The sequence below is a fragment of the Allobosea sp. GW822-FHT05A11 genome (assembly GCF_058800455.1).
The window spans coordinates 100,685-120,205 of sequence record NZ_JBXAMI010000006.1; the positions used below are offsets into that span (position 1 = coordinate 100,685).

Sequence of the window (19,521 nt, forward strand, 5' to 3'; positions counted from 1 at the left end):
GTTCACGGCTGGGGGCCGTCACGTCATGGGGTCTTCCGACGCCTTGCTCGCGCGCTTCATGGCGCTGCATCCCAAGCTGATCGATCTCTCGCTCGGCCGCATCCTGACCCTGCTCGAACGGCTCGGCGATCCCCAGAAGAAGCTGCCGCCGGTGATCCATGTCGCCGGCACCAACGGCAAGGGCTCGACCATCGCCTTCATGCGGGCGATCCTCGAGGCAGCCGGGCTGTCGGTCCATGTCTACACCTCGCCCCATCTGGTGCGCTTCCATGAGCGCATCCGGCTGGGCGCCCCCGGCGGCGGGCGCTTCGTCCCAGAGGACAAGCTGGTCGAGGCGCTGGAGCGCTGCGAGGCCGTCAATGCCGGCGATCCCATCACCTTCTTCGAGATGACGACGACGGCAGGCCTCCTGCTCTTCGCCGAGCATCCGGCCGATGTCCTGCTGCTGGAAGTCGGGCTCGGCGGGCGCTTCGACGCGACCAATGTCATCGCCCATCCGGCCTGCACGGTGGTGACGCCGGTCTCGCTCGATCATTCCGAATATCTCGGCGACACCGTCACCAAGATCGCCGGCGAGAAAGCCGGCATCTTCAAGCGCGGCGCGCCGGCCGTGATCGCACCGCAGGAACCCGAGCCGACCGCGGTTCTGGAAGCTGCCGCCGAGCGCGCCGGCGCCTCGAAGATCCTGATCGGCGCGCAGGATTTCAACGTCCACGAGGCCGGCGGGCGGCTGGTCTATGAAGACCAGGACGGTTTGCTCGACCTGCCGCTGCCGCGCCTCTCCGGCCGGCACCAGCACATCAATGCCGGCACGGCGATCGCGGCCTTGCGGGCCGCCGGCTATGGCGCCCTGCCGTCGCGCGCCTTCGAGGACGGCATGCGCAACGCCGACTGGCCGGCGCGGTTGCAGCGCCTGTCGCGCGGCGCGCTGGCCGAGATCGTGCCTGATCGTGCCGAGCTCTGGCTCGATGGCGGCCATAATCCCGATGGCGGGCGCGTCCTCGCCCAGGCGATGGCCGACCTCGCCGACCGCAATCCGGCACCGCTGGTGATGATCGCCGGCCTGCTCTCGACCAAGGACGCCGCTGCGACGCTCGGACATTTCAAGGGGCTGGCGCAGGCGCTCTACGCCGTGCCGATCCAGAATTCGCTGGCCGCGCGCCCGGCCGAGGAGGTCGCCGAGGCCGCCCGCAGCGCCGGGCTCGCCGCCGAAACCTCCAGCTCGGTGGAACAGGCGTTGCGGACGATCGCAGCACGGGACTGGCCGGCGCCGCCACGCATCCTGATCTGCGGCTCGCTCTATCTCGCCGGCGAAGTGCTCTCGGCCAACGGCACGCCGCCGACCTAGGTCTTTCCGCGTCTCGACCTGTCTTGCCATCGAGGAAAGCCATGCCCGTTCCAGGACTGACCGTCCTCGCCGCCGCCCTGCTCTGCAGCCTGCTCGGCGGCTGCGTCACGACCGAAGGAACAGCACAGGGGCAGAGTGAAGGCACGGAGCGGGTCGCATCGGGCAAGCGCACCTTCCTGCAGAAGACCTTCATGACGATGGACGAGCGCTGCCGGCCGATCCCGCGCCCTAAGGGCGTGCTGACCGAGCCGCCCCGGCATGGCAAGGTCAGGCTGGCGACCCGCAAGGCCGCGGCCGAATACGGGCCGGGGCCATTCCGGCATTGCAACGGCAGGGTCGGGCCGTCTCTCGCGTTCGAGTATACCTCGAAGCGCGGCTATCGCGGCGCCGACAGCTTCCTCGTGCGCATCCGCTACAATGACGGCGAGCTCCGCTACGAGCGTTTTGAGATTACCGTCGACTAGCTGGAGAAAACGTCATGCAGCGAAGCTTCGGAGCGTCAGGGCCATCTGTCCCGCCGATCGGCCAGGGCAGCTGGTATAGCGAACAGGGTGACCGGCGCGAGGCGATCGCCGCCTTCCGGCGCGGGCTCGATCTCGGGCTCTCGCATATCGACACGGCCGAGATGTATGGCGACGGCCGCGCGGAAGCGCTGATCGGCGAGGCCATCGAAGGCCGGCGCGACGAGGTCTTCCTCGTGTCGAAAGTCCTGCCGCATAACGCCTCGCGACGCGGCGTGCAGGCCGCCTGCGAGCGCTCGCTGAAGCATCTCAAGACCGACCGGCTCGACTGCTACCTGCTGCACTGGCGCGGTCCGCATCCTCTAGCGGAAACCTTCTCCGCCTTCGAGGCGCTCAAGCAGGAGGGCAAGATCCTGTCCTGGGGCGTCAGCAATTTCGACGAGGACGATCTCGACGAGGCGCTCGCGACCGCAGGCCCCGGCAAGATCGCCTGCAATCAGGTGCTCTACCATCTGCGCGAGCGCGCCATCGAGCATGCGGTGATCCCGTGGTGCGAACGCAATGGCGTCGCCGTCACCGCCTACAGCCCCTTCGGCCATGACGATTTCCCGGCTGCCGGCAGCGCGCCGGGCAAGGTCCTGGCCGAGATCGCCGCGAGCCATGGCGCGACGCCCCGGCAGGTCGCGCTCGCCTTCCTGACGCGGCGCGAAAGCGTCTTCGCAATCCCGAAGGCCGGCCGGGTCACCCATGTCGAGGACAATACCGGGGCTTTGAACCTCGCGCTTTCCGATGCCGAGATCGCCCGGATCGACGCGGCCTTCCCGCGCGGCCGCAAGCCCGCCTCGCTGCCGATGATCTGAACGGCCGGAAACCACGTTCCGCCTTCCGGCTTTACAAGCCGGGGCCGTCGGCGCTTTCCTAGAGTCAAGGGCGGCGGCCGTCAGAGCTCGACAACGCCTCATTCAGCAGCTTGCGTCTTTCGGAGTGAGTGTGATGCGTCGCGTTCTCGGCCTCCTGGCCGCCCTCGTCCTGTCGGCCTTCGCCGGCGCCGCCCATGCCGGCGTCAGCGTCAATGTCGACATCGTTGCCCAGCGCATGACGGTGACCACGACCGATGGCGAGGTCTACGACTGGAAGATCTCGTCCGGCCGCAAGGGTTTCCGTTCGCCCAACGGCGTCTATCGGCCGACCCGGCTGGAGAAGAACTGGTACTCGCGCAAATATGGCGGCGCGATGCCCCATGCCGTGTTCTTCCGCGGCGGCTACGCAATCCATGGCACCGGGGCCGTTGGCGCGCTCGGCCGCCCGGCCTCGCATGGCTGCATCCGGCTGCACCCCGCCAACGCCGCAAAGCTCTTCGCGCTGGTGAAGAAGCATGGCTCCAGCCAGACCCGGATCGCGCTGCACGGTGCCGCACCAGACAATCTCTCGCGCTTCGCCAAGGCCTCCTCGCCGTCGAAGGCCAAGCTCGCGAAGACGACCTCTTCCAAGCACAAGGTCGCGAAGGCCGGCTCGTCCAAGCACAAGATCGCCAAGGCGAAGCATCGCAGCAACACCATGAGCGTCGCGCAGCAGCGCCGCGGCGGTGATTGGGAAGCGGCGCGCGGCCAAATCCTGCTGCGCCCCGCCCTGCCGGCCGGCGCCTATGGCTACCAGCCTTATTACCCGAGCGGCTACGGCTGGCGCTAAGCTTTAGAGAGCTTCCGGCGCGATCCTGAGCCAGCCTTCCAGCGTCTCGCCCGGCGCCAGACGCTTGAGCGGCGCGGCGGCCCGCGCTGCCGGCTCGCTCGGTGCGCCAATCGCATGGCTCTGCGGCTCGACGCAGAGGAAATCCGCGCCGGCCGGCGCCCAGACCACCGGGCAGTCGAGATTGTCGCTCGCGGTGAGCGTGATGGCCAGGCCGGTCGAGGGCGTCTCGATCCGGGCCGTGCCGTCCCAGCCGAGGAAGCTCCAGGCGGTCACCGTCTCGGCGCGGAAGGGATGCGTCTCGGCATAGGGGCCGCCATCGGCGAAATCCTGCTGACCGGTGGCGCGGAAGGCTTCGCCGAAGACCAGCGCGCCCTTGCTGCGCATCACGAGGCTCGTATCGGCAGCACAGGGAAACCAGGGGTGGTGGCCGATGCCGAACGGTAGTGCCACCTGCGCCTCGTTGGTGATCGCCAATCGGATGGTCATACCGGACTCGTCGAGACTGATCTCCTGCCGCGCCCGGTAGCGATAAGGGTCTGTCCCCTCCATGCGGCGATGTTCGAGGACGGTATGGCTGCGGTCATACCGCAGGACATCCCAAGCCGCCTGCCAGCCGAAGCCGTGAATGGTGCCGCCGGGATCGTTCTGCGGAACGAGGAAGCGCTGCTCGCCATCGTCGACGACGCAGCCGAAGGCGCGGTTGGCGAAAGGCAGGAGTGCCCAGGTCCCGAAGAAGTTCGGCGAGGCCGTGCCCGGCTGCCGCCCGGTCGGCGGATAGAGCACGTCATGGCTGCGCCCGTCCGGCCCGCGCCAGCTCAGAGAGAAGACGATCCCGCCCGCCTCGGGAGAGATGGCGGCGTCGAGGCCCCCCACTTGCAGTTCGAGCATCCGGCTTGTCCGATTCGTTCTCGCACCCAAGGCCAGCAGGGTTGCCGCGAAGGCCAGCCATATACAAGGCCTCGGCGCCGGCCCTTGACCCGATGGAATGCGGCGGAGACAGTCGCCAGCCTTGGTTCACCGCGCGCCCTATCGGACGTGCAGTGATCCATACATTTGCTGTCGCATCGGACCGAAAAGTGGCTCCCACTTTTTGGTCCGATGCTGCTGCCGGAGCCTGCCATGCCCAAACCTCTGATCGCGCTCGACTGGGGCACGACCCGCGCGCGCGCCTTCCTGATCTCGGAGACGGGGGAGGTGCTGGAGCGGCGCATCGCCGATCGCGGCATCCAGTCGATTCCGGCGGGCGGCTATCCTGAAGCCTTTGCCGAGCTCGCCGGCGACTTCCGCGAGACTGCGCCCGATGCCGTGATCGTGCTCGCCGGCATGGTCGGCAGCCGCAACGGCTGGATCGAGGCGCGCTACGTCGCCTGTCCGGCCTCCCCTGCCGAGATCGCGGCCGCCGCGATCCAGGTCGCGCTCGATGCCGGGACGACGGCGACCATCCTGCCGGGCCTGAGCTGCGACGATAGCGCCTTCGACGTGATGCGCGGCGAGGAGACCCTGATCGTCGGCCTCGGCCTGAGCGATGGCATCGCCTGCCTGCCCGGCACCCATTCGAAATGGGCCGAGATCAAGGGAGGTCGCATCACCCGCTTCGCCAGCTTCATGACCGGCGAAATCTACGGGCTGCTGCGCAACGACTCGATCCTCGCCCGGCTCGCCGAAGCGCCTTCGGACGCTGACACGGTTGATGGCGCCGCGCGCGGTCGCCTGGCTGCCGGCCGGCCGGGAGGGCTGCTCAACACGGCCTTCGCCGCACGTACCGAAGTTCTCGCCGGGCGGATGGCGGGTGGTGCGGTCGGGCCTTATCTCTCGGCGCTGCTGGTCGGGCAGGAAATCTCCGGGGCCGAAGCCTTGTTCGGCAAGGGCCAGACGGTCCATCTCGTCGCAGACGGGGCTTTGGCCGAGAGCTACGGCGCCGGCTTGCAGGCGCGGGGACATGCCATTCAACTCGTCTCGCCCGAGGCGGCCTTCGTCGCCGGCGTGAGGCGGCTCGCGGCGGATCTTCCTGCATGATCGTTGTCTTCGGCTCCATCAATATCGACCTCGTCACACCGGTCGAGCGCCTGCCGGGGCCAGGCGAAACGGTGCTCGGACCGGGCTATGCCCTGCATCCGGGCGGCAAGGGCGCGAACCAGGCTCTCGCAGCCCGCCGCGCCGGCGCGGATGTCGTGCTCGTCGGCGCGACCGGGCGGGATCGATTCAGCGACGCGGCGCTGGCGCTGCTCACCACCGACGGCGTCGATCTCGATCACGTCGCACAGGTCGACGAACCGACCGGCGCCGCCTTCATCGCGACGGATCGCGAGGGCGCCAACCAGATCATCGTCGCAGCCGGCGCCAATGCTGCTGTCCGCCCGGATGCCTTGCGGCAGCTCGAGCTCGCGGCGGAGGATATCCTGCTCCTGCAACGCGAAGTGCCTGAAGAAGCCTGCCTGCAGGCCGCCCGAAGGATGAAGCAGGCCGGCGGGCGGGTGATCCTCAACCTCGCTCCGGCCGAGGCGCCGTCGCCCGCGCTGCTGGAGCAGCTCGACATGCTGATCGTCAACGAGCACGAAGCGATCGTGCTGGCACAGGCGCTCGGATGGGCGGACCGCGATCCCGACGCCATCGCGCGCCGGCTCGACAGCGAGCGACAGATCGCCACGATCGCGACGCTGGGGGCAGCCGGAGTCGTCGCCTGGATCGACGGCATCCGCCATCGCCTCGCAGCGCCGCAGGTTGCGGTCGTCGACACGGTCGCGGCCGGTGACAGCTTCACCGGCGCCTTCGCCGCAGCCCTCGCGGCCGAGAAGAGCATGGCGGCGGCGCTGTACGACGGGCTGGCCGCCGGCTCGCTTGCCTGCACGCGGCCGGGCGCCCAGCCGAGCATCCCCCGCGCAGCCGAGATCGCGGCATTGGCCACCACGCTTGCAAACGGACCGCGCCGGTAAGCCTCGATTAAGCCTGTCCGCAATCGGGCAGCCTTCCCCGCCCCGCTTGCACGCAAATGCGTGCAAGCTCTTCACGCTTCGTCAGGGCTCGCTTCCGCATCGTGGAAGGGCTGTGGAAGGGTTGGGGAGCGCCGTGACGACACCACCGCTGATCTGGGCTTTGAGCGTCGCCGGTGTCGCGATCGCCGGAGCGCTGTCCTATACGCAGTTTCTTGCCCCGCGCATGGCGGACGAGGCGCCTTCCGCGGCCATGGCCGCGACGGAACAGAAACCGCCGGGCCCCCGCATGCCCTCGACGCTCGCCGTCGCCGCCGATTATCGCGGGCACTATATCGTGCACCCCTCGGTCGACAACTACCGCATCAAGATGATGGTCGATACCGGCGCCAGCATCGTGGCATTGACGGCTGCCGATGCCCGCGCGCTCGGTGTCAAGAACGATGCCTCGTCACGCAAGATCGTGCTCAGCACCGCCAACGGCGCCGTCACGGGCTTCCGCACCGTCCTGCGGGAGATCCGGCTCGGCGATATCGTCGTGCGGAATGTCGATGCCGTCGTCCTGCCCGAACGCGCGCTCTCGATGAGCCTGCTCGGGAATTCCTTCCTCAGCAAGCTCCAGGGCTACGAGGTCCAGACCGGGCGCATGGTGCTGCGCGGCTAGAGCATTTCTGAGCGAACCGGACACCGGTCCGCGTCAGCGAATAGGCGATAAGGCAAAGACCGGTAACATCGGGGAGCGCCGGCCCAGGCGCGAAGCCCCCTGCCGGCATGATCGCCCGACCGTCAATTGTAGAGCGGGCAGGGATTGGTGCCGGTCCGCACCACCTGTTCGATATTGTTGGTGCCGCCAGGCACGCCGTTACGCGGGCGTGCATAGATCGGGCTGTCGCCGAGCGTGAAGGATTTGGTCAGGACATAACCAACGATGGGCGTGTATTCGTAGCTCGCGCGCGCCATGATGACGGAGGTGCCCGGAACCCGGTAGGTGTCGGGAATGGTGATCGAGGTCCCCCGGGCCGGTGCAGTGCCATCGCGAGGCTCGCTCCAGCAGACCTTCGCAACGCCCGCCGAATCGATGACGACGCTGGCGATCACCATCGTGGCCTTGCCGCTGTCATATGGCATCAGGATCGACCGCGCGGCATTGAAGATGTTCTGGACATCCGTGGGCGAAACCGACTGGACGCGCGCCGTGAGATCGCTGAGAGCCGAGGTCAATTGAGTGACCTTGCGGTTGACCATCACGAGCTGCACCACATCCACCATCCCCGTATAGGTGATGAGCATCACCGGCAGCAGCAGAGCGAACTCGACCGCAGCCACGCCGTCCCGATTGCGGCAGAAGCGGCGCCAGAAACGGAGACCTGTGTTTTTCGGCATGTCCGTCATTCCCGATCAAGAACCTGCCGGAGGAGGGGTCGCGCCCGACGAGACGAAGGGCTCGGCCCGGAAAGCCATGCTCACGACGATACCCCGCCGGCCCGATCCGGCGGGCTTGATATTGGCAAGCGCGGAGGAAGCCCAGCTCGTCAGGAAGAGCTTGTAGTCGAGCACTGCGCGCACGACGACGATGTCGTTGCCCTGCGGCTGGACGTAGGTGAAGCCGGAGGTGTCGAGGCTCCCGCCCGCAAGCGGATCGCTTGCGGATGCCGTAGAGGCAAAACTGTTGTAGACCCGCACGTCGACGTACAGTTTCGAGCAGTCGATCAGTCCCATCGGCGCGAGTTCGCAGATATTGTCCCGGAATTTCTTCGCGTTCACCGCGCCGGTTGAGCCGGTATAGAGGGTCCGCGACTGCCCCGTGACCAGGGAGCGGGAGACCTGCGACAGCGACTCTTCCAGGACCTGGCTGGTCCAGAACATCAAGGCCGTCTCGAAGATGGCGAAGAGGATCATCAGAAACGGCACGACGACGAACGCGAACTCTACGGCAGTCGCCCCGTCCTGGGAGCGGCGAAAGCGCCGGAACAGCAGGCGATGCACGCCGCGGCGCGGCAATCCGTTCTTCGGCAGGGGCGTTTTTTTCGGTCGGTCGAACATCCGTTTGCCCCATCGAGCTTCGGCCCAGGCCGGAAATCTCTACGGCAAAAGAATTTCAGATCGGTTAGGGACGTCGCCGGCCAGCCGAAATCGGCGTGAAGCTTTCGCTAACCATGGGTTTGGCGCGTCACGGAGGTCTCGCGCGCGTACCTGCTAAGCTTCCGCGCGAGAAACCTCGACTTTTCCCGAGAGCCAGGCGCCGCGTTCGGGCGGCTGCCCTATTTCTTCGGGCCCCCGATCGCGAGCGCGTTGCGCGCGGCGGCCTGCCCGGCGACGCCGGCAAAGTATTCCTTCGCATCGCCCATCTGGACCGAAGGCTGGCAATCCGGGCTGCAGGCATAGCTTTCGCGTTCCATGCCCCGCTGGACCGTCAGAACCGCGTCGGAGGCGGAACCGACCCGAACCATTGATTCAGCCAGCAGCGTCCCGTTGGCATCCAGCGCGATCAGGTTGGTCACGCCGAAACTCTTGCCGGTGACGATCATGACGCCGTTGCGCTGCATGGAGACATCGGCGATGGCCGGATTACCGACGACGACCGTTTGAGCCTTCTCCGGGAGCCGCACGACCTTGGCGTGATCGACCATGACGACCACGCTCTCGGATGGCGCGCGCGGCGCGGCGTGAGCAGCACCAGCGCCGCATAGGATGATCGCGAGGCTTGTCGCGGCCACCCGGCGCGTAAGCCGGCGGCACCCTTCAGGAGCACGGATGATCAACATGGCGGCGCCTCAAGCTCTGCGACCGTGCCAATAAAGCGGAAAATGATGAATCAAATCCTAAGCGCGGGACGAATAGCGATTTCACGCCGCGAGGCACAACTTGTCGCAACGGAATAGCGACCCACGCCAGCGTCGATTGCCGAACGCCTCAAAAATAAATCAACGGAGCGGAATCAATTAAACACCCTGTTTACCGATAAAAACCCACACACCTGGCTTTATTCATAAGCTCACTGCGGTCTTAAGCCTGCTAAAGCGAGTGTTAACCACAGAAAAAACCGAGGGAGAAACAAGCCAATTCTTCGATCCGCTTAACCGATCAGCAAGGCGAGCGGGCTAATGTCGTTCCTGTCGCTGACCGAAGCCACCTCAGAGCACAGGCAGCCGTCAAACCGTGGTGTAAAGGAGATCCAGCATGACCAATCTTTTCGCTCGCTTCGTTAAGGACGAGTCCGGCGCCACCGCCATCGAGTACGGCCTGATCGCGGCTCTGATCGCCGTCGGCATCATCATCGCCGCCACCAATCTCGGCACCGAGCTCAGCAGCATCTTCCAGCGTATCGCGGACAAGCTGCAGAACACCACGGTCTCCTGATCGTCGGTACCTTACCGATATGTCGGCAAACGCCCCGGTCATCCCGGGGCGTTTTTCTTTTCATGCTGCGTTTTATGCGGTCGCCGTAAGGGTTTGGTGAGGCATTTGCGGCATCATCGTTCCGTAGCGGAGGAAGTGTCATGACCCTGCCCCACATCGTCATGCTCGGCGTGTTTCCCTTCGCCATGGCCTATGCCGCCGCCAGCGACCTGGTTTCGATGACGATCTCGAACCGGCTCTGCCTGTTCCTTGTCGCGGGTTTCGCGGTCTGCTGCGTCCTGTTCGGCCTGAGCCCGGCCGCAATCGGCTGGCATCTCGCAGCGGGTGGGCTTGTCCTTGTGATCGCCTTCGGCCTGTTCGCCGCCGGATGGATCGGCGGCGGCGACGCCAAGCTCGTTGCCGCGACCGCGCTCTGGTTCGGCTTCGATCAATTGATGCCCTATCTGCTTATGGCAGCCTTCCTCGGCGGCCTGCTGACCATTCTCATCCTGCGGCTGCGATCGCGCCCCCTGCCGGCCTTCGCCGAGAACTGGAGCTGGATGCGCCGGCTGCACGCCGCCAACGAGGGCGTCCCCTACGGCATCGCGCTGGCCTTCGCCGCGCTGCTGGTGCTGCCGGATACGACGATCTGGCACGCCGCGATCGGCCTCTGAGGCGCGCTGCGGACGTAACGGAAGCGAATTTCAAAAATATACGCCCAGTTAACCATAAGTTGACGTTTCCAGACGACGATCCGGGACGAGAGCCAATCACGCTTGGCTGAGGGTCGACCGTCAAATGAGTCCCGCACGCATCATCATTCTCGTGGTCGCACTCCTGGCAGGGCTGGGTGCAGCGCTGCTCGTTCAGGGCCCCAAGGCCCCCGCACCCGTCGCAAAGATCCAGCCGGCGCCGACAGTACCGGTCCTGGTCGCGGCGGCCGAGATTCCCGTCGGCAATACGGTGACGGCCAATGACCTGCGCTGGCTCGACTGGCCGCTGGCTAGCGTACCGGCCGGCGTCATCCGCAAGGACGAAGCGCCCGAAGCCGAAAAGGAGATCATCGGGCAGGTGTCGCGCTACGCCACCCTCGGCGCCGAGCCGATCCGCCGCGAGAAGCTGATCAAGACGGACGGAACCGGCTTTCTCTCGGCCGTCCTGCCGGCGGGCATGCGCGCCGTCGCGATCTCGACCGACAGCCGTGGCGCCAACACCGCCGGCGGCTTCATCCTCCCCAACGACCGCGTCGACGTGATCTCCACCGAGCGCGGCGAAGCAGCGGGCGGCCAGGAATCCTACGCCAGCGAAGTCATCCTGCGGAACATCCGCGTGCTGGCCATCGGCCAGAACGTGCAGGAACGCAACGGCGAGAAGGTCGTGGTCGGCGAAACCGCCACGCTGCAAGTCGAGCCCGGGCAGGTCGAGAACCTGGTCCAGGCCCAGAAGACAGGCACGCTCTCGCTCGCCCTGCGCAGCCTCAAGGATGCCAACGAAACCGCGCCACCGACCCAGGCAGACAACTCCATGACGCTCGTGCGCTACGGTGTGACCTCGAAGAGCGTGAAGCCATGATCAGATCTTCTCTCCGCATCGCGACGGCTCTCGCGCTCGCCCTCGCCGCCGGCAGCGTCGCCGCCCAGTCGAGCAGGAGCGGCCCCGCTCCCGTCATCAATGTCGGCTCGAGCGAGAACGCGATCTCCCGCAAGCTCGACCTCTCGATCGGCCGCTCGCTCATCGTCGAGCTGCCGCGCGACGCCAAGGAGGTCTTCGTCGCCAACCCGAAGGTCGCCAACGCGGTCGTCCGGACGGCGCGCAAGCTTTTCGTGATCGGCATCGCCGACGGCGCGACCTCGATGTTCGTGATGGATGGCGACGGCCAGCAGATCACCGCGCTCGACATCAATGTCGGGCGCGACCTCAACGTTCTCAGACAGACGCTGCGCACGGCGCTGCCGAACGCGCAGATCGAGATCAAGCCGGCGGGCGATTCGATCCTGCTCGTCGGGACGGTGCCCGATGCCTCGGATGCGACCCAGGCCGTCGACATCGCCAAGGCCTTCGTCGGCAGCGACGCGACAGGAAAGAGCGGGACGGTCATCAACTCGCTGACCATCCGCGACCGCGACCAGGTGATGGTGAAGGTCACGGTGTCCGAGGTCTCGCGCAAGGCGATCAAGCAGCTCGGCATCAATTCCAGCGGCGAATGGAAGCTCGGCAAGTTCTCCATCACGCCCTCGATCGACAACCCGTTCTCGCTCTCGCCGCAGGCCTTGTCCGCCTCGGCGATCGGCGCCGGCATCGGCAATTCCCAGAATTTCACGCTGCGGGCCCTGGAGCGGGCCGGCATGGCACGCGTCCTCGCCGAACCGACGGTGACCGCGATCTCGGGCGAGAGCGCGAAATTCACGGCAGGCGGCGAAGTCCCGATCCCGACCGGCTACACCTGCGACCCGGCCAAGGCCGTCTGCTCGCTCGGCGTCTCCTACAAGCCCATCGGTGTCGCCCTGAACTTCACGCCGATCGTACTCTCGGCCAACAAGATCAGCATGCGCATCGCGACCGAGGTCACCGAACTCGACTTCGAGAACCAGATCGTGCTCCAGGGCGGCTCCGGCCAGCCGACCGTCACCGTCCCCGCCTTCCGCGTGCGCAAATCCGACACCACGGTCGAGCTGCCGTCCGGCGGCACGCTGGCCACCGCCGGCCTGATCCAGCGCGTCTCCAAGAGCTCGATCAACGGCCTGCCCGGCCTGATGAACCTGCCGATCATCGGCGTGCTGTTCCGGTCGCGCGACTACCAGCGCGAGGAGACCGAGCTGATGATCACGGTCACGCCCTACATCGCCAAGCCGATGCAGCCGACCGAAGTCCAGCGGCCCGATGACGGCTTCGTCGAAACGCACGACTCCCAGGCGATCCTGCTCGGCCGCCTGAACAAGATCTACGGCAGCGGCGGCGGCCCGGTTCCCCAGGCCTACAAGGGCCGCGTCGGCTTCATCGCCGACTGAGCGCCCGGTGACAACGATGATGGATGGCCCGACCATGACGGTTTCCTCACGGATCGACACGACAGGACCGCGCCTGATCGCCGCCATGCTGGCGCTCGGAGCCCTGCTCGGCGGCTGCGCCAATCGCCCGGCCGGGGGCGACACGCTCGCCTTCGGGCCGGACGACGTGCGCGAGCGGCACCCGATCGTCCTGCGCGACGCCCCCCGTTCGCTCGACGTCTTCGTCGGGCGTTCCGGCGGCAGACTCGATATCAGGCAGGCCGAGGATGTCGCCAGCTTCGCCCGCGAATTCCGCCGCTCCGGCAAGGGTGGCCTGGTGGCCGAGGTCCCGACCGGAGCCCACCGCGACCATGCGACCCAGGATACGCTGAACGGCATCCGGGCGGCCTTGTCGCGCGGCGGCGTTTCGCCCGGCATCCTCAGCGTCCGCAGCTACCCGGTTCAGGATCCGGGCCTGGCCTCGCCGATCCGCCTGACCTTCGCCTCGCTCCAGGCGGGCGTGGCGCATGCCTGCGGCCAATGGCCGACAGACCTGGGCAGCTCCGACTTCAGGTTCTCGTCCTCGAACGCACCCTACTGGAATCTCGGCTGCTCCTCGCAGGCGACGCTGGCCGCGCAGGTGGCCGATCCGATCGATCTCGTCCGGTCGCGCGACGAAGGCCGCCCCGACATCGTCAAGCGCATGGGCGCCATCACGAAGATCCGCGAAGGCAAGGACCCCTCGACGCAGTACCGGCAGGCGACGCCGCAGATCAACTCCACGGTCGGAGGCGGCAACTGATGCATTCCGAAATCCGCGAGAATTCGGCGATCGAGCTGCCAAGCGACGAGACCATCGCACCGTTGCCGCGCATCACGCTGCAGGCCTTCTGCGAAACGCCGGCCATTGCCGCGACCATGCAGGCCGCGGTCGCCGACCGGCGCATGGACAAGGCGCATGCCCGCGTCCAGATGGGCGGCCCGGCTGCCGCCGTCGAGGCCTTCCGCTCGGCCCCGACGCCCAACATCATCGTGCTCGAAGCCGTGGCAGACCCGGCGACGCTGGTCTCGCATCTCGAATCGCTGTCCGAAAGCTGCGACGCCGGCACCAAGGTCGTCGTGATCGGCCATGTCAACGACGTCCAGCTCTATCGCGACCTGATCCGGCGCGGCGTCAGCGAGTACCTGATCGCGCCGCTGGAGCCCCTCGACGTCCTGCGTACCCTGTCGGAGCTCTATGTCGCCCCGGAGGCCCGCAATCTCGGCCGCGTCATCGCGGTGATGGGCGCCAAGGGCGGCGTCGGCGCCTCGACGGTCGCGCACAACGTCTCCTGGGCGATCGCCCGCAATCTCGACGCCTCGACCGTCATCGTCGATCTCGACATCGCCTTCGGCACGGCCGGCCTGAACTTCAACCAAGACCCGCCGCAAGGCATCGCCGAAGCCGTGTTCGCACCCGAGCGCCTCGATTCCAACCTGCTTGACCGGCTGCTCTCGCGCTGCAGCGACAACCTCGCGCTGCTCGCCGCCCCGGCCGTGCTGGACCGGACGATCGATCTCGACGAGGAGGCGCTCGAACAGCTCCTCGATCTGCTGCGCGCCAGCGTGCCCTGCATCATCCTCGACGTGCCGCACCAGTGGGGCGCCTGGGTCAAGCGCACGGTGCTCAGCGCCGACGAGATCGTCATCGTCGCCGAGCCGGAGCTCGCCTCCCTGCGCAACGCCAAGAACCTGATCGACCTGTCGCGGGCGACGCGGCCGAACGATGCCGTCGCCCGGCTCGTCCTCAACCGGGTCGGCGTCCCGAAACGGCCGGAGATCAATGCCGGGGAGTTCTCGAAGGCGCTCGGTATCGACGTGCTCAGCACGATTCCGTTCGACGCCCACCTGTTCGGCACCGCCGCCAACAACGGCCAGATGATCGCCGAGGTGCAGGCCGGGAGCAAGGCGACCGAGGCCTTCACCCAGATCGCCAGCGCCCTGACCGGACGCGGCGAAGCCAAGCGGGGCCGGCGCAGCCTGCTCGAACCGTTCGTCGCGAAGCTGAAGCGCCGCAAGGCCTCGTGACGGGCAGGAACCGACGATGACGGGACGATGCCCGCTCACCAGGCAAGAGACCGGCCCGGACCGGGCGGGAGAGTGACGAGATGTTCGGCAAGCGATCCGCAGGCGCAGGTCACGCGCCCAATCTGAGCGCCAGGGCGCCCGCGGCCATGCCGGCTGCGCCGCGCAGCAAGCCCGAGCCGGTTCAGACCGCTGCGGAAGAGCGCAGGATCACGCCCGTCGCCGAGACGGCCCCGCGATCCGAAGACTACTACCAGATGAAGAGCACGATCTTCGGGGCGCTGATCGAGGCCATCGATCTGTCGCAGCTCGCGAAGCTCGACGCCGAATCCGCCCGCGAGGAAATCCGCGACATCATCAACGAGATCATCTCGCTGAAGAATGTCGTGCTGTCGATCGCGGAGCAGGAGGAACTGCTCGACGACATCTGCAACGACGTGCTCGGCTACGGACCGCTCGAGCCCCTGCTGGCCCGCGACGACATCGCCGACATCATGGTCAACGGCGCCGGCCGGACCTTCATCGAAACCGCCGGCAAGATTCAGCTCACCAACATCCGCTTCCGCGACAACGCCCAGCTGATGAATATCTGCCAGCGCATCGTCAGCCAGGTCGGCCGCCGCGTCGACGAAAGCTCGCCGATCTGCGATGCGCGCCTCGCCGACGGCTCGCGCGTCAACGTCATCGCGCCGCCGCTGGCGATCGACGGCCCGGCCCTCACCATCCGCAAGTTCAGGAAGGACAAGCTGACGCTCGACCAGCTCGTCAAGTTCGGCGCGATCTCGCCGCCGGGCGCCGAGCTCCTAAAGATCATCGGGCGCGTCCGCTGCAACATCGTCATCTCCGGCGGCACGGGCTCGGGCAAGACGACGCTGCTCAACTGCCTGACCAACTATATCGACCATGACGAGCGCGTCATCACCTGCGAGGACGCCGCCGAGCTCCAGCTCCAGCAGCCGCATGTGGTGCGGCTCGAAACCCGCCCACCCAACCTCGAAGGCACGGGCGCGGTGACGATGCGCGACCTCGTCAAGAACTGCCTGCGCATGCGCCCCGAACGCATCATCGTCGGCGAGGTGCGCGGCCCCGAGGCCTTCGACCTGCTCCAGGCAATGAACACCGGCCATGACGGCTCGATGGGCACATTGCACGCCAACTCGCCGCGCGAGTGCCTGAGCCGTATCGAATCGATGATCACCATGGGCGGGTTCTCGCTGCCGTCGAAGACGCTGCGCGAGATGATCTGCTCGTCGATCGACGTCATCATCCAGGCCCAGCGCCTGCGCGACGGATCGCGCCGCATCACCCACATCACCGAAGTGATGGGCATGGAGGGCGAGGTGATCACGACACAGGACCTGATGCTCTACGATATCGTCGGCGAGGATGCCGCCGGCAAGCTCATCGGCCGGCACCGTGCCACCGGCGTCGGGCGGCCGCGCTTCTGGGAGCGTGCGCGCTATTTCAACGAGGACCAGCGCCTCGCCGCCGCTCTCGACCAGCTCGAAGACGCGGGCGTCAGCAATGCCGTCTGAGCGGAAGGCCTTACCGGGAGGCGGGGCATGAACACGAGCACGCTCGCCGTCGCCCTGCTCGCCATGTTCGCCGTCGGCGGCGTGGTCTATGCGCTGTTGTATCCGACGCTGAGCGGCCAAAAGCGCGCCGAGAAGCGGCGCAAGGAATTCGCCGGGCCGAGCACGGTTCGCGGCATCGACCGGGAGGCGCAGGCGCGCCAGAAGCGCGGCCAGGTCGCGCAGAGCCTCAAGGAACTCGAGGACCGCGAGAACGCGCGCAACAAGGTCCCGCTCGAGCAGCGCATCGCCCAGGCCGGACTGACCTGGACCGCCAAGAAATATTACGCGATCAGCGCGGGCGTCGCGGCCGTGCTCGGGCTCACGCTATGGCTCGCGAGCGGAACCTGGGTCCTCGGTCTCGCCGGTCTCTTCATCGGCGGCTTCGGCATCCCCGCCTGGTTCCTGAAACGCTGCAAGATCAAGCGACTGAAGAAGTTCGGGGCCGAATTCCCCAACGCGCTCGACGTCATCGTGCGTGGCATCAAGGCGGGCCTGCCCGTCAACGACTGCCTGCGCATCATCGCCAACGAGGCGGTGGAGCCGGTGAAGAGCGAGTTCAGAATGATCATCGAGGGACAGGCGCTGGGCCTGCCGCTGTCGGAGGCCACGGTCAAGCTGTTCGAGCGGATGCCCTGTGCCGAGGCCAATTTCTTCGGAATCGTCATCGCCATCCAGCAGAAGACCGGTGGCAACCTGTCCGAAACCCTCGGGAACCTCTCGCGCGTGCTGCGCGAACGCCGCAAGATGCGCGACAAGATCCAGGCCGTGTCGACGGAGGCGAAGGCCTCGGCGGCGATCATCGGATCGCTGCCCCCGATCGTGGCATTCCTCGTCTGGCTCACCACCCCGAAATATATCGAGCTTCTCTGGATCACCAATTCCGGCAAGGTCGCGCTGGTCGCGAGCGGCCTGTGGATGCTGATCGGCATCCTGGTCATGCGCAAGATGATCAACTTCGAGATCTGAGGCGGACGATGATTTCCCAGATCGCCAGCGCCGTCACCAATCCGCAGTTCATGATGGGCCTGCTGGCCGCCATCGCGGCGGCCGCGACCGTGCTGACGATCGCGATTCCGCTGACCGAGGGCAACAGCCTCCAGAAGCGGATGAAGAACGTCGCGACGGAACGCGAGAAGATCCGCGCCCGCGAGCGCGAACGGCTCAACCGGCAGAACGAGAAGGTCTCGCTGCGTCAGGAGCCGAAAGCCTACATGCGGCGCATCGTGGAGCGGTTCAAGCTGGGCGACTGGCTCGGCACCGAAAACGCCAAGAAGCAGCTCGCCATGGCCGGCTATCGCGGCCCCCAGGCCGAGGTCACCTTCCTTTTCTTCCGTCTCGCCGTGCCGGTCGGGCTGTTCCTGCTAACACTGTTCTACGTCTTCGCCATCAACGGTTTCGGCCAGCCCTTCGCGGTCAAGATCGCCATGGCCATCGCCGGCGCCTATATCGGCATCAAGGCGCCGGAGGTCTTCCTGACGAACCAGGCCGGCAAGCGGCAGGCGTCGATGCGCCAGGCCTTTCCGGATGCGCTCGACCTGCTGCTGATCTGCGTGGAAGCCGGCATGTCGATCGAGCATGCCTTCCGGAAGGTCTCCGGCGAGATCGGCAATCAGTCGGTTCCGCTGGCGGAGGAGTTCGCGCTGTGCACCGCCGAGCTCTCCTATCTCTCCGACCGCCGCATCGCCTACGAGAACCTCGCGCTCCGCACCGGCCTCGAAAGCGTCCGGTCGGTCTCGACGGCCCTGATCCAGGCCGAGCGCTACGGCACACCGCTGGGCACCGCACTGCGCACGCTCGCACAGGAAAGCCGTGACCAGCGCATGAACGCGGCCGAGAAGAAGGCGGCCGCGCTGCCGCCGAAACTCACGGTGCCGATGATCCTGTTCTTCCTGCCGGTGCTGTTCGTCATCATCATGACGCCCGCGCTGATTCAGGTCTTCAAGTGGAAGTGAAGTCGATCGACCGCCATGCCTGTCGGATCTCATTCAAGATGAGACTGTCTCGCTCACGGTGAGACTGGAGCATGCGCAAATCTCACGCGGGTGAGACCGATATGCGGCTAGTGCACGCCAAAAACCCCCGCAATTGCAGTTGTTGACCTGATTTCAAACGCATCAGGTCTTGAAGGAGATTTCTGGCGCGGAGCTCTCATGCAACCTAACGGATATCCTTCGTCGTCAAGCGCGGCCAGCTGCCGTCAGCGCGGGCGATATAGGTCCTGGTCCGCCCCAGCCAGGTCTTCCGTACGCTCAGGTCGTAGTTGAGGTAGAGCCGTCCATCGACGATCGACCAGGCTTCCGGCTCGATCTTCACGAGATATCCCCGCGAAGTCCCATAGGCGCAGAAGCCGCCATAGGCCGGCAGGTAGCGCTGTGGATCGGCCTCGAACAGTGCCTTGTGCTCGGCGCTGACGAAACGCCAGGTGGCACCGCCAAAATGGGCCGCGAATTCCGGCTTGCCGAGCCGCGGACCTCCGTCGCGAAAATAGGCGACGGGATCGTAGCCGCGGATCGCGACGCCATCCGGCGAGCCGAGCGTGTTGACCGGGCGTCGAGCCTCGGCGCGGACCTCGCCGCCGGCAGCGAGCGCCGCCGCGGCGAGACCGATGAAGGCGCGTCTGTCGAGCATGGCGTCACCTCTCGCGCGCTTCCAGAGCCTCGAAGACATAGGCCGCGAGATAGCCGTAGAGCGCGTGGCCGACGAGGCTCATGAAGGAGAGGCGCGGCACGTCGTTCAGCAGGAAATGCTGCCCGGCCAACGGCGCGAAGAAGGCGAGCGCGATGAAATAGGTGATCACGCCCCAGATCCAGCCATCGGCCGGCATGCCGAAGCTCTTCACCCGGCGCGTCAGGATCCAGTAGCCGAGCGGATAGAACAGGAAGCCGGTGACGAAGTGCAGCAGCTTGGCGGTCGGCGTCGAGATCGTCAGGCCGAGCTGATGATAAAAGAGCGACTTCACCAGCTCCGGCGGTTCCAGCGGAAATTCGGCGAACCAGGCGGTCGGCACGGCCGAGAACAGTTCCCAGAAGCCGAGGCCGGCAAAACCGCCGAGAGCCAGGTTGATGACGGTGCGGGTCGAGGGCAGCGCGAAGCTGCGGGTCATGGTCGCGGTCGTCATGGCAGGGTCCT

At 66.6% G+C, this 19,521-nt stretch carries 22 protein-coding genes; 16 read left to right on the forward strand and 6 right to left on the reverse strand.

Features of this window, described 5'->3' with window-relative positions:
• Positions 1-25 precede the first annotated feature (25 nt).
• The 4 genes from AC1RLU_RS20150 (at position 26) to AC1RLU_RS20165 (ending at position 3,498) form a co-directional block, all read left to right on the forward strand.
• Positions 26-1,348: a bifunctional folylpolyglutamate synthase/dihydrofolate synthase gene (locus AC1RLU_RS20150; protein ID WP_492797789.1), complete on the forward strand. Its 1,323-nt coding sequence runs from the start codon at positions 26-28 to the stop codon at positions 1,346-1,348.
• A 41-nt stretch (positions 1,349-1,389) separates the two neighbouring features.
• Positions 1,390-1,812, forward strand: a complete 423-nt coding sequence (locus tag AC1RLU_RS20155; protein ID WP_492797790.1) for a hypothetical protein — start codon at positions 1,390-1,392, stop codon at positions 1,810-1,812.
• Between the two features lie 14 nt (positions 1,813-1,826).
• Positions 1,827-2,669, forward strand: coding sequence for an aldo/keto reductase (locus AC1RLU_RS20160; protein WP_492797791.1), 843 nt, complete (start codon positions 1,827-1,829; stop codon positions 2,667-2,669).
• Between the two features lie 133 nt (positions 2,670-2,802).
• The gene (locus AC1RLU_RS20165; RefSeq protein WP_492797792.1) at positions 2,803-3,498 is read left to right on the forward strand and encodes a L,D-transpeptidase; all 696 of its coding nucleotides are present in this window, start codon (positions 2,803-2,805) and stop codon (positions 3,496-3,498) included.
• 3 nt (positions 3,499-3,501) lie between these two features.
• Here AC1RLU_RS20165 and AC1RLU_RS20170 read toward each other — a convergent pair whose 3' ends face one another.
• Positions 3,502-4,386, reverse strand: a complete 885-nt coding sequence (locus tag AC1RLU_RS20170) for an aldose epimerase family protein (RefSeq protein ID WP_492797794.1) — start codon at positions 4,384-4,386, stop codon at positions 3,502-3,504.
• 231 nt (positions 4,387-4,617) lie between these two features.
• Here AC1RLU_RS20170 and AC1RLU_RS20175 point away from each other — a divergent pair, with 231 nt between their 5' ends.
• From AC1RLU_RS20175 to AC1RLU_RS20185, 3 genes are all read left to right on the forward strand, one after another.
• A complete protein-coding gene (locus AC1RLU_RS20175; RefSeq protein ID WP_492797796.1) occupies positions 4,618-5,514 on the forward strand; it encodes a 2-dehydro-3-deoxygalactonokinase in 897 nt (298 codons plus the stop codon).
• A complete protein-coding gene (locus tag AC1RLU_RS20180) occupies positions 5,511-6,431 on the forward strand; it encodes a ribokinase (RefSeq protein WP_492797797.1) in 921 nt (306 codons plus the stop codon). The genes AC1RLU_RS20175 and AC1RLU_RS20180 overlap by 4 nt, the downstream gene beginning before the upstream one ends.
• 133 nt (positions 6,432-6,564) lie before the next feature.
• Positions 6,565-7,092: a retropepsin-like aspartic protease family protein gene (locus AC1RLU_RS20185; RefSeq protein ID WP_091857263.1), complete on the forward strand. Its 528-nt coding sequence runs from the start codon at positions 6,565-6,567 to the stop codon at positions 7,090-7,092.
• Positions 7,093-7,214: 122 nt separating this feature from the next.
• Here the strand turns inward: AC1RLU_RS20185 and AC1RLU_RS20190 are convergent, their stop codons facing one another.
• From AC1RLU_RS20190 to AC1RLU_RS20200, 3 genes are all read right to left on the reverse strand, one after another.
• A complete protein-coding gene (locus tag AC1RLU_RS20190; RefSeq protein WP_492797799.1) occupies positions 7,215-7,820 on the reverse strand; it encodes a TadE/TadG family type IV pilus assembly protein in 606 nt (201 codons plus the stop codon).
• 6 nt (positions 7,821-7,826) lie between these two features.
• Positions 7,827-8,471 (reverse strand): TadE/TadG family type IV pilus assembly protein, encoded by a 645-nt coding sequence (locus AC1RLU_RS20195; protein WP_492797801.1) that lies wholly within the window; start codon positions 8,469-8,471, stop codon positions 7,827-7,829.
• 218 nt (positions 8,472-8,689) lie between these two features.
• On the reverse strand, positions 8,690-9,193 hold the full coding sequence (locus AC1RLU_RS20200; protein ID WP_492797803.1) for a pilus assembly protein N-terminal domain-containing protein: 504 nt from the start codon (positions 9,191-9,193) through the stop codon (positions 8,690-8,692).
• A 415-nt stretch (positions 9,194-9,608) separates the two neighbouring features.
• On the opposite strand from AC1RLU_RS20200, the gene AC1RLU_RS20205 reads away from it, so the two are divergent.
• The 9 genes from AC1RLU_RS20205 to AC1RLU_RS20245 all read left to right on the forward strand — a co-directional run bounded on the left by AC1RLU_RS20205 (position 9,609) and on the right by AC1RLU_RS20245 (position 18,344).
• A complete protein-coding gene (locus tag AC1RLU_RS20205; protein ID WP_061971708.1) occupies positions 9,609-9,788 on the forward strand; it encodes a Flp family type IVb pilin in 180 nt (59 codons plus the stop codon).
• Between the two features lie 140 nt (positions 9,789-9,928).
• Positions 9,929-10,441, forward strand: a complete 513-nt coding sequence (locus AC1RLU_RS20210) for an A24 family peptidase (protein WP_492797805.1) — start codon at positions 9,929-9,931, stop codon at positions 10,439-10,441.
• A 124-nt stretch (positions 10,442-10,565) separates the two neighbouring features.
• Positions 10,566-11,339 (forward strand): Flp pilus assembly protein CpaB, encoded by a 774-nt coding sequence (gene cpaB, locus AC1RLU_RS20215; RefSeq protein WP_492797806.1) that lies wholly within the window; start codon positions 10,566-10,568, stop codon positions 11,337-11,339.
• Positions 11,336-12,775: a type II and III secretion system protein family protein gene (locus AC1RLU_RS20220; RefSeq protein ID WP_492797808.1), complete on the forward strand. Its 1,440-nt coding sequence runs from the start codon at positions 11,336-11,338 to the stop codon at positions 12,773-12,775. The genes cpaB and AC1RLU_RS20220 overlap by 4 nt, the downstream gene beginning before the upstream one ends.
• 34 nt (positions 12,776-12,809) lie before the next feature.
• Positions 12,810-13,556, forward strand: coding sequence for a CpaD family pilus assembly protein (locus AC1RLU_RS20225; RefSeq protein WP_492797810.1), 747 nt, complete (start codon positions 12,810-12,812; stop codon positions 13,554-13,556).
• Positions 13,556-14,821, forward strand: a complete 1,266-nt coding sequence (locus AC1RLU_RS20230; protein ID WP_492797812.1) for a CpaE/TadZ family protein — start codon at positions 13,556-13,558, stop codon at positions 14,819-14,821. Before AC1RLU_RS20225 ends, AC1RLU_RS20230 begins: the two co-directional genes overlap by 1 nt.
• Positions 14,822-14,901: 80 nt before the next feature.
• Positions 14,902-16,353, forward strand: coding sequence for a TadA family conjugal transfer-associated ATPase (locus tag AC1RLU_RS20235; RefSeq protein WP_492797813.1), 1,452 nt, complete (start codon positions 14,902-14,904; stop codon positions 16,351-16,353).
• A 27-nt stretch (positions 16,354-16,380) separates the two neighbouring features.
• Positions 16,381-17,358 carry a type II secretion system F family protein gene (locus AC1RLU_RS20240; protein WP_061971697.1) on the forward strand — a complete coding sequence of 326 codons (978 nt, stop codon included), beginning with the start codon at positions 16,381-16,383 and terminating at the stop codon, positions 17,356-17,358.
• Between the two features lie 8 nt (positions 17,359-17,366).
• A complete protein-coding gene (locus AC1RLU_RS20245) occupies positions 17,367-18,344 on the forward strand; it encodes a type II secretion system F family protein (RefSeq protein ID WP_492797814.1) in 978 nt (325 codons plus the stop codon).
• A gap of 205 nt (positions 18,345-18,549) precedes the next feature.
• On the opposite strand, the gene AC1RLU_RS20250 is transcribed toward AC1RLU_RS20245, so the two are convergent.
• Together AC1RLU_RS20250 and AC1RLU_RS20255 are read right to left on the reverse strand one after the other, a co-directional pair.
• Positions 18,550-19,020, reverse strand: coding sequence for a YHS domain-containing (seleno)protein (locus AC1RLU_RS20250; RefSeq protein WP_492797816.1), 471 nt, complete (start codon positions 19,018-19,020; stop codon positions 18,550-18,552).
• 4 nt (positions 19,021-19,024) lie between these two features.
• Complete coding sequence (locus tag AC1RLU_RS20255) at positions 19,025-19,510, reverse strand: hypothetical protein (RefSeq protein WP_492797818.1); 486 nt, start codon at positions 19,508-19,510, stop codon at positions 19,025-19,027.
• Positions 19,511-19,521: the final 11 nt, after the last annotated feature.

What these genes read in the sequence shown, in the direction of transcription:
- AC1RLU_RS20190 (WP_492797799.1), bottom strand. Translation starts at nt 7,820, where the DNA reads ATGACGGACATGCCGAAAAACACAGGTCTCCGTTTCTGGCGCCGCTTC.
- AC1RLU_RS20225 (WP_492797810.1), top strand. Translation starts at nt 12,810, where the DNA reads ATGACGGTTTCCTCACGGATCGACACGACAGGACCGCGCCTGATCGCC.
- AC1RLU_RS20175 (WP_492797796.1), top strand. Translation starts at nt 4,618, where the DNA reads ATGCCCAAACCTCTGATCGCGCTCGACTGGGGCACGACCCGCGCGCGC.
- AC1RLU_RS20235 (WP_492797813.1), top strand. Translation starts at nt 14,902, where the DNA reads ATGTTCGGCAAGCGATCCGCAGGCGCAGGTCACGCGCCCAATCTGAGC.
- AC1RLU_RS20160 (WP_492797791.1), top strand. Translation starts at nt 1,827, where the DNA reads ATGCAGCGAAGCTTCGGAGCGTCAGGGCCATCTGTCCCGCCGATCGGC.
- AC1RLU_RS20165 (WP_492797792.1), top strand. Translation starts at nt 2,803, where the DNA reads ATGCGTCGCGTTCTCGGCCTCCTGGCCGCCCTCGTCCTGTCGGCCTTC.
- cpaB (WP_492797806.1), top strand. Translation starts at nt 10,566, where the DNA reads ATGAGTCCCGCACGCATCATCATTCTCGTGGTCGCACTCCTGGCAGGG.
- AC1RLU_RS20150 (WP_492797789.1), top strand. Translation starts at nt 26, where the DNA reads ATGGGGTCTTCCGACGCCTTGCTCGCGCGCTTCATGGCGCTGCATCCC.
- AC1RLU_RS20255 (WP_492797818.1), bottom strand. Translation starts at nt 19,510, where the DNA reads ATGACGACCGCGACCATGACCCGCAGCTTCGCGCTGCCCTCGACCCGC.
- AC1RLU_RS20220 (WP_492797808.1), top strand. Translation starts at nt 11,336, where the DNA reads ATGATCAGATCTTCTCTCCGCATCGCGACGGCTCTCGCGCTCGCCCTC.
- AC1RLU_RS20230 (WP_492797812.1), top strand. Translation starts at nt 13,556, where the DNA reads ATGCATTCCGAAATCCGCGAGAATTCGGCGATCGAGCTGCCAAGCGAC.
- AC1RLU_RS20200 (WP_492797803.1), bottom strand. Translation starts at nt 9,193, where the DNA reads ATGTTGATCATCCGTGCTCCTGAAGGGTGCCGCCGGCTTACGCGCCGG.
- AC1RLU_RS20195 (WP_492797801.1), bottom strand. Translation starts at nt 8,471, where the DNA reads ATGTTCGACCGACCGAAAAAAACGCCCCTGCCGAAGAACGGATTGCCG.
- AC1RLU_RS20245 (WP_492797814.1), top strand. Translation starts at nt 17,367, where the DNA reads ATGATTTCCCAGATCGCCAGCGCCGTCACCAATCCGCAGTTCATGATG.
- AC1RLU_RS20155 (WP_492797790.1), top strand. Translation starts at nt 1,390, where the DNA reads ATGCCCGTTCCAGGACTGACCGTCCTCGCCGCCGCCCTGCTCTGCAGC.
- AC1RLU_RS20170 (WP_492797794.1), bottom strand. Translation starts at nt 4,386, where the DNA reads ATGCTCGAACTGCAAGTGGGGGGCCTCGACGCCGCCATCTCTCCCGAG.
- AC1RLU_RS20250 (WP_492797816.1), bottom strand. Translation starts at nt 19,020, where the DNA reads ATGCTCGACAGACGCGCCTTCATCGGTCTCGCCGCGGCGGCGCTCGCT.
- AC1RLU_RS20210 (WP_492797805.1), top strand. Translation starts at nt 9,929, where the DNA reads ATGACCCTGCCCCACATCGTCATGCTCGGCGTGTTTCCCTTCGCCATG.
- AC1RLU_RS20180 (WP_492797797.1), top strand. Translation starts at nt 5,511, where the DNA reads ATGATCGTTGTCTTCGGCTCCATCAATATCGACCTCGTCACACCGGTC.
- AC1RLU_RS20205 (WP_061971708.1), top strand. Translation starts at nt 9,609, where the DNA reads ATGACCAATCTTTTCGCTCGCTTCGTTAAGGACGAGTCCGGCGCCACC.
- AC1RLU_RS20240 (WP_061971697.1), top strand. Translation starts at nt 16,381, where the DNA reads ATGAACACGAGCACGCTCGCCGTCGCCCTGCTCGCCATGTTCGCCGTC.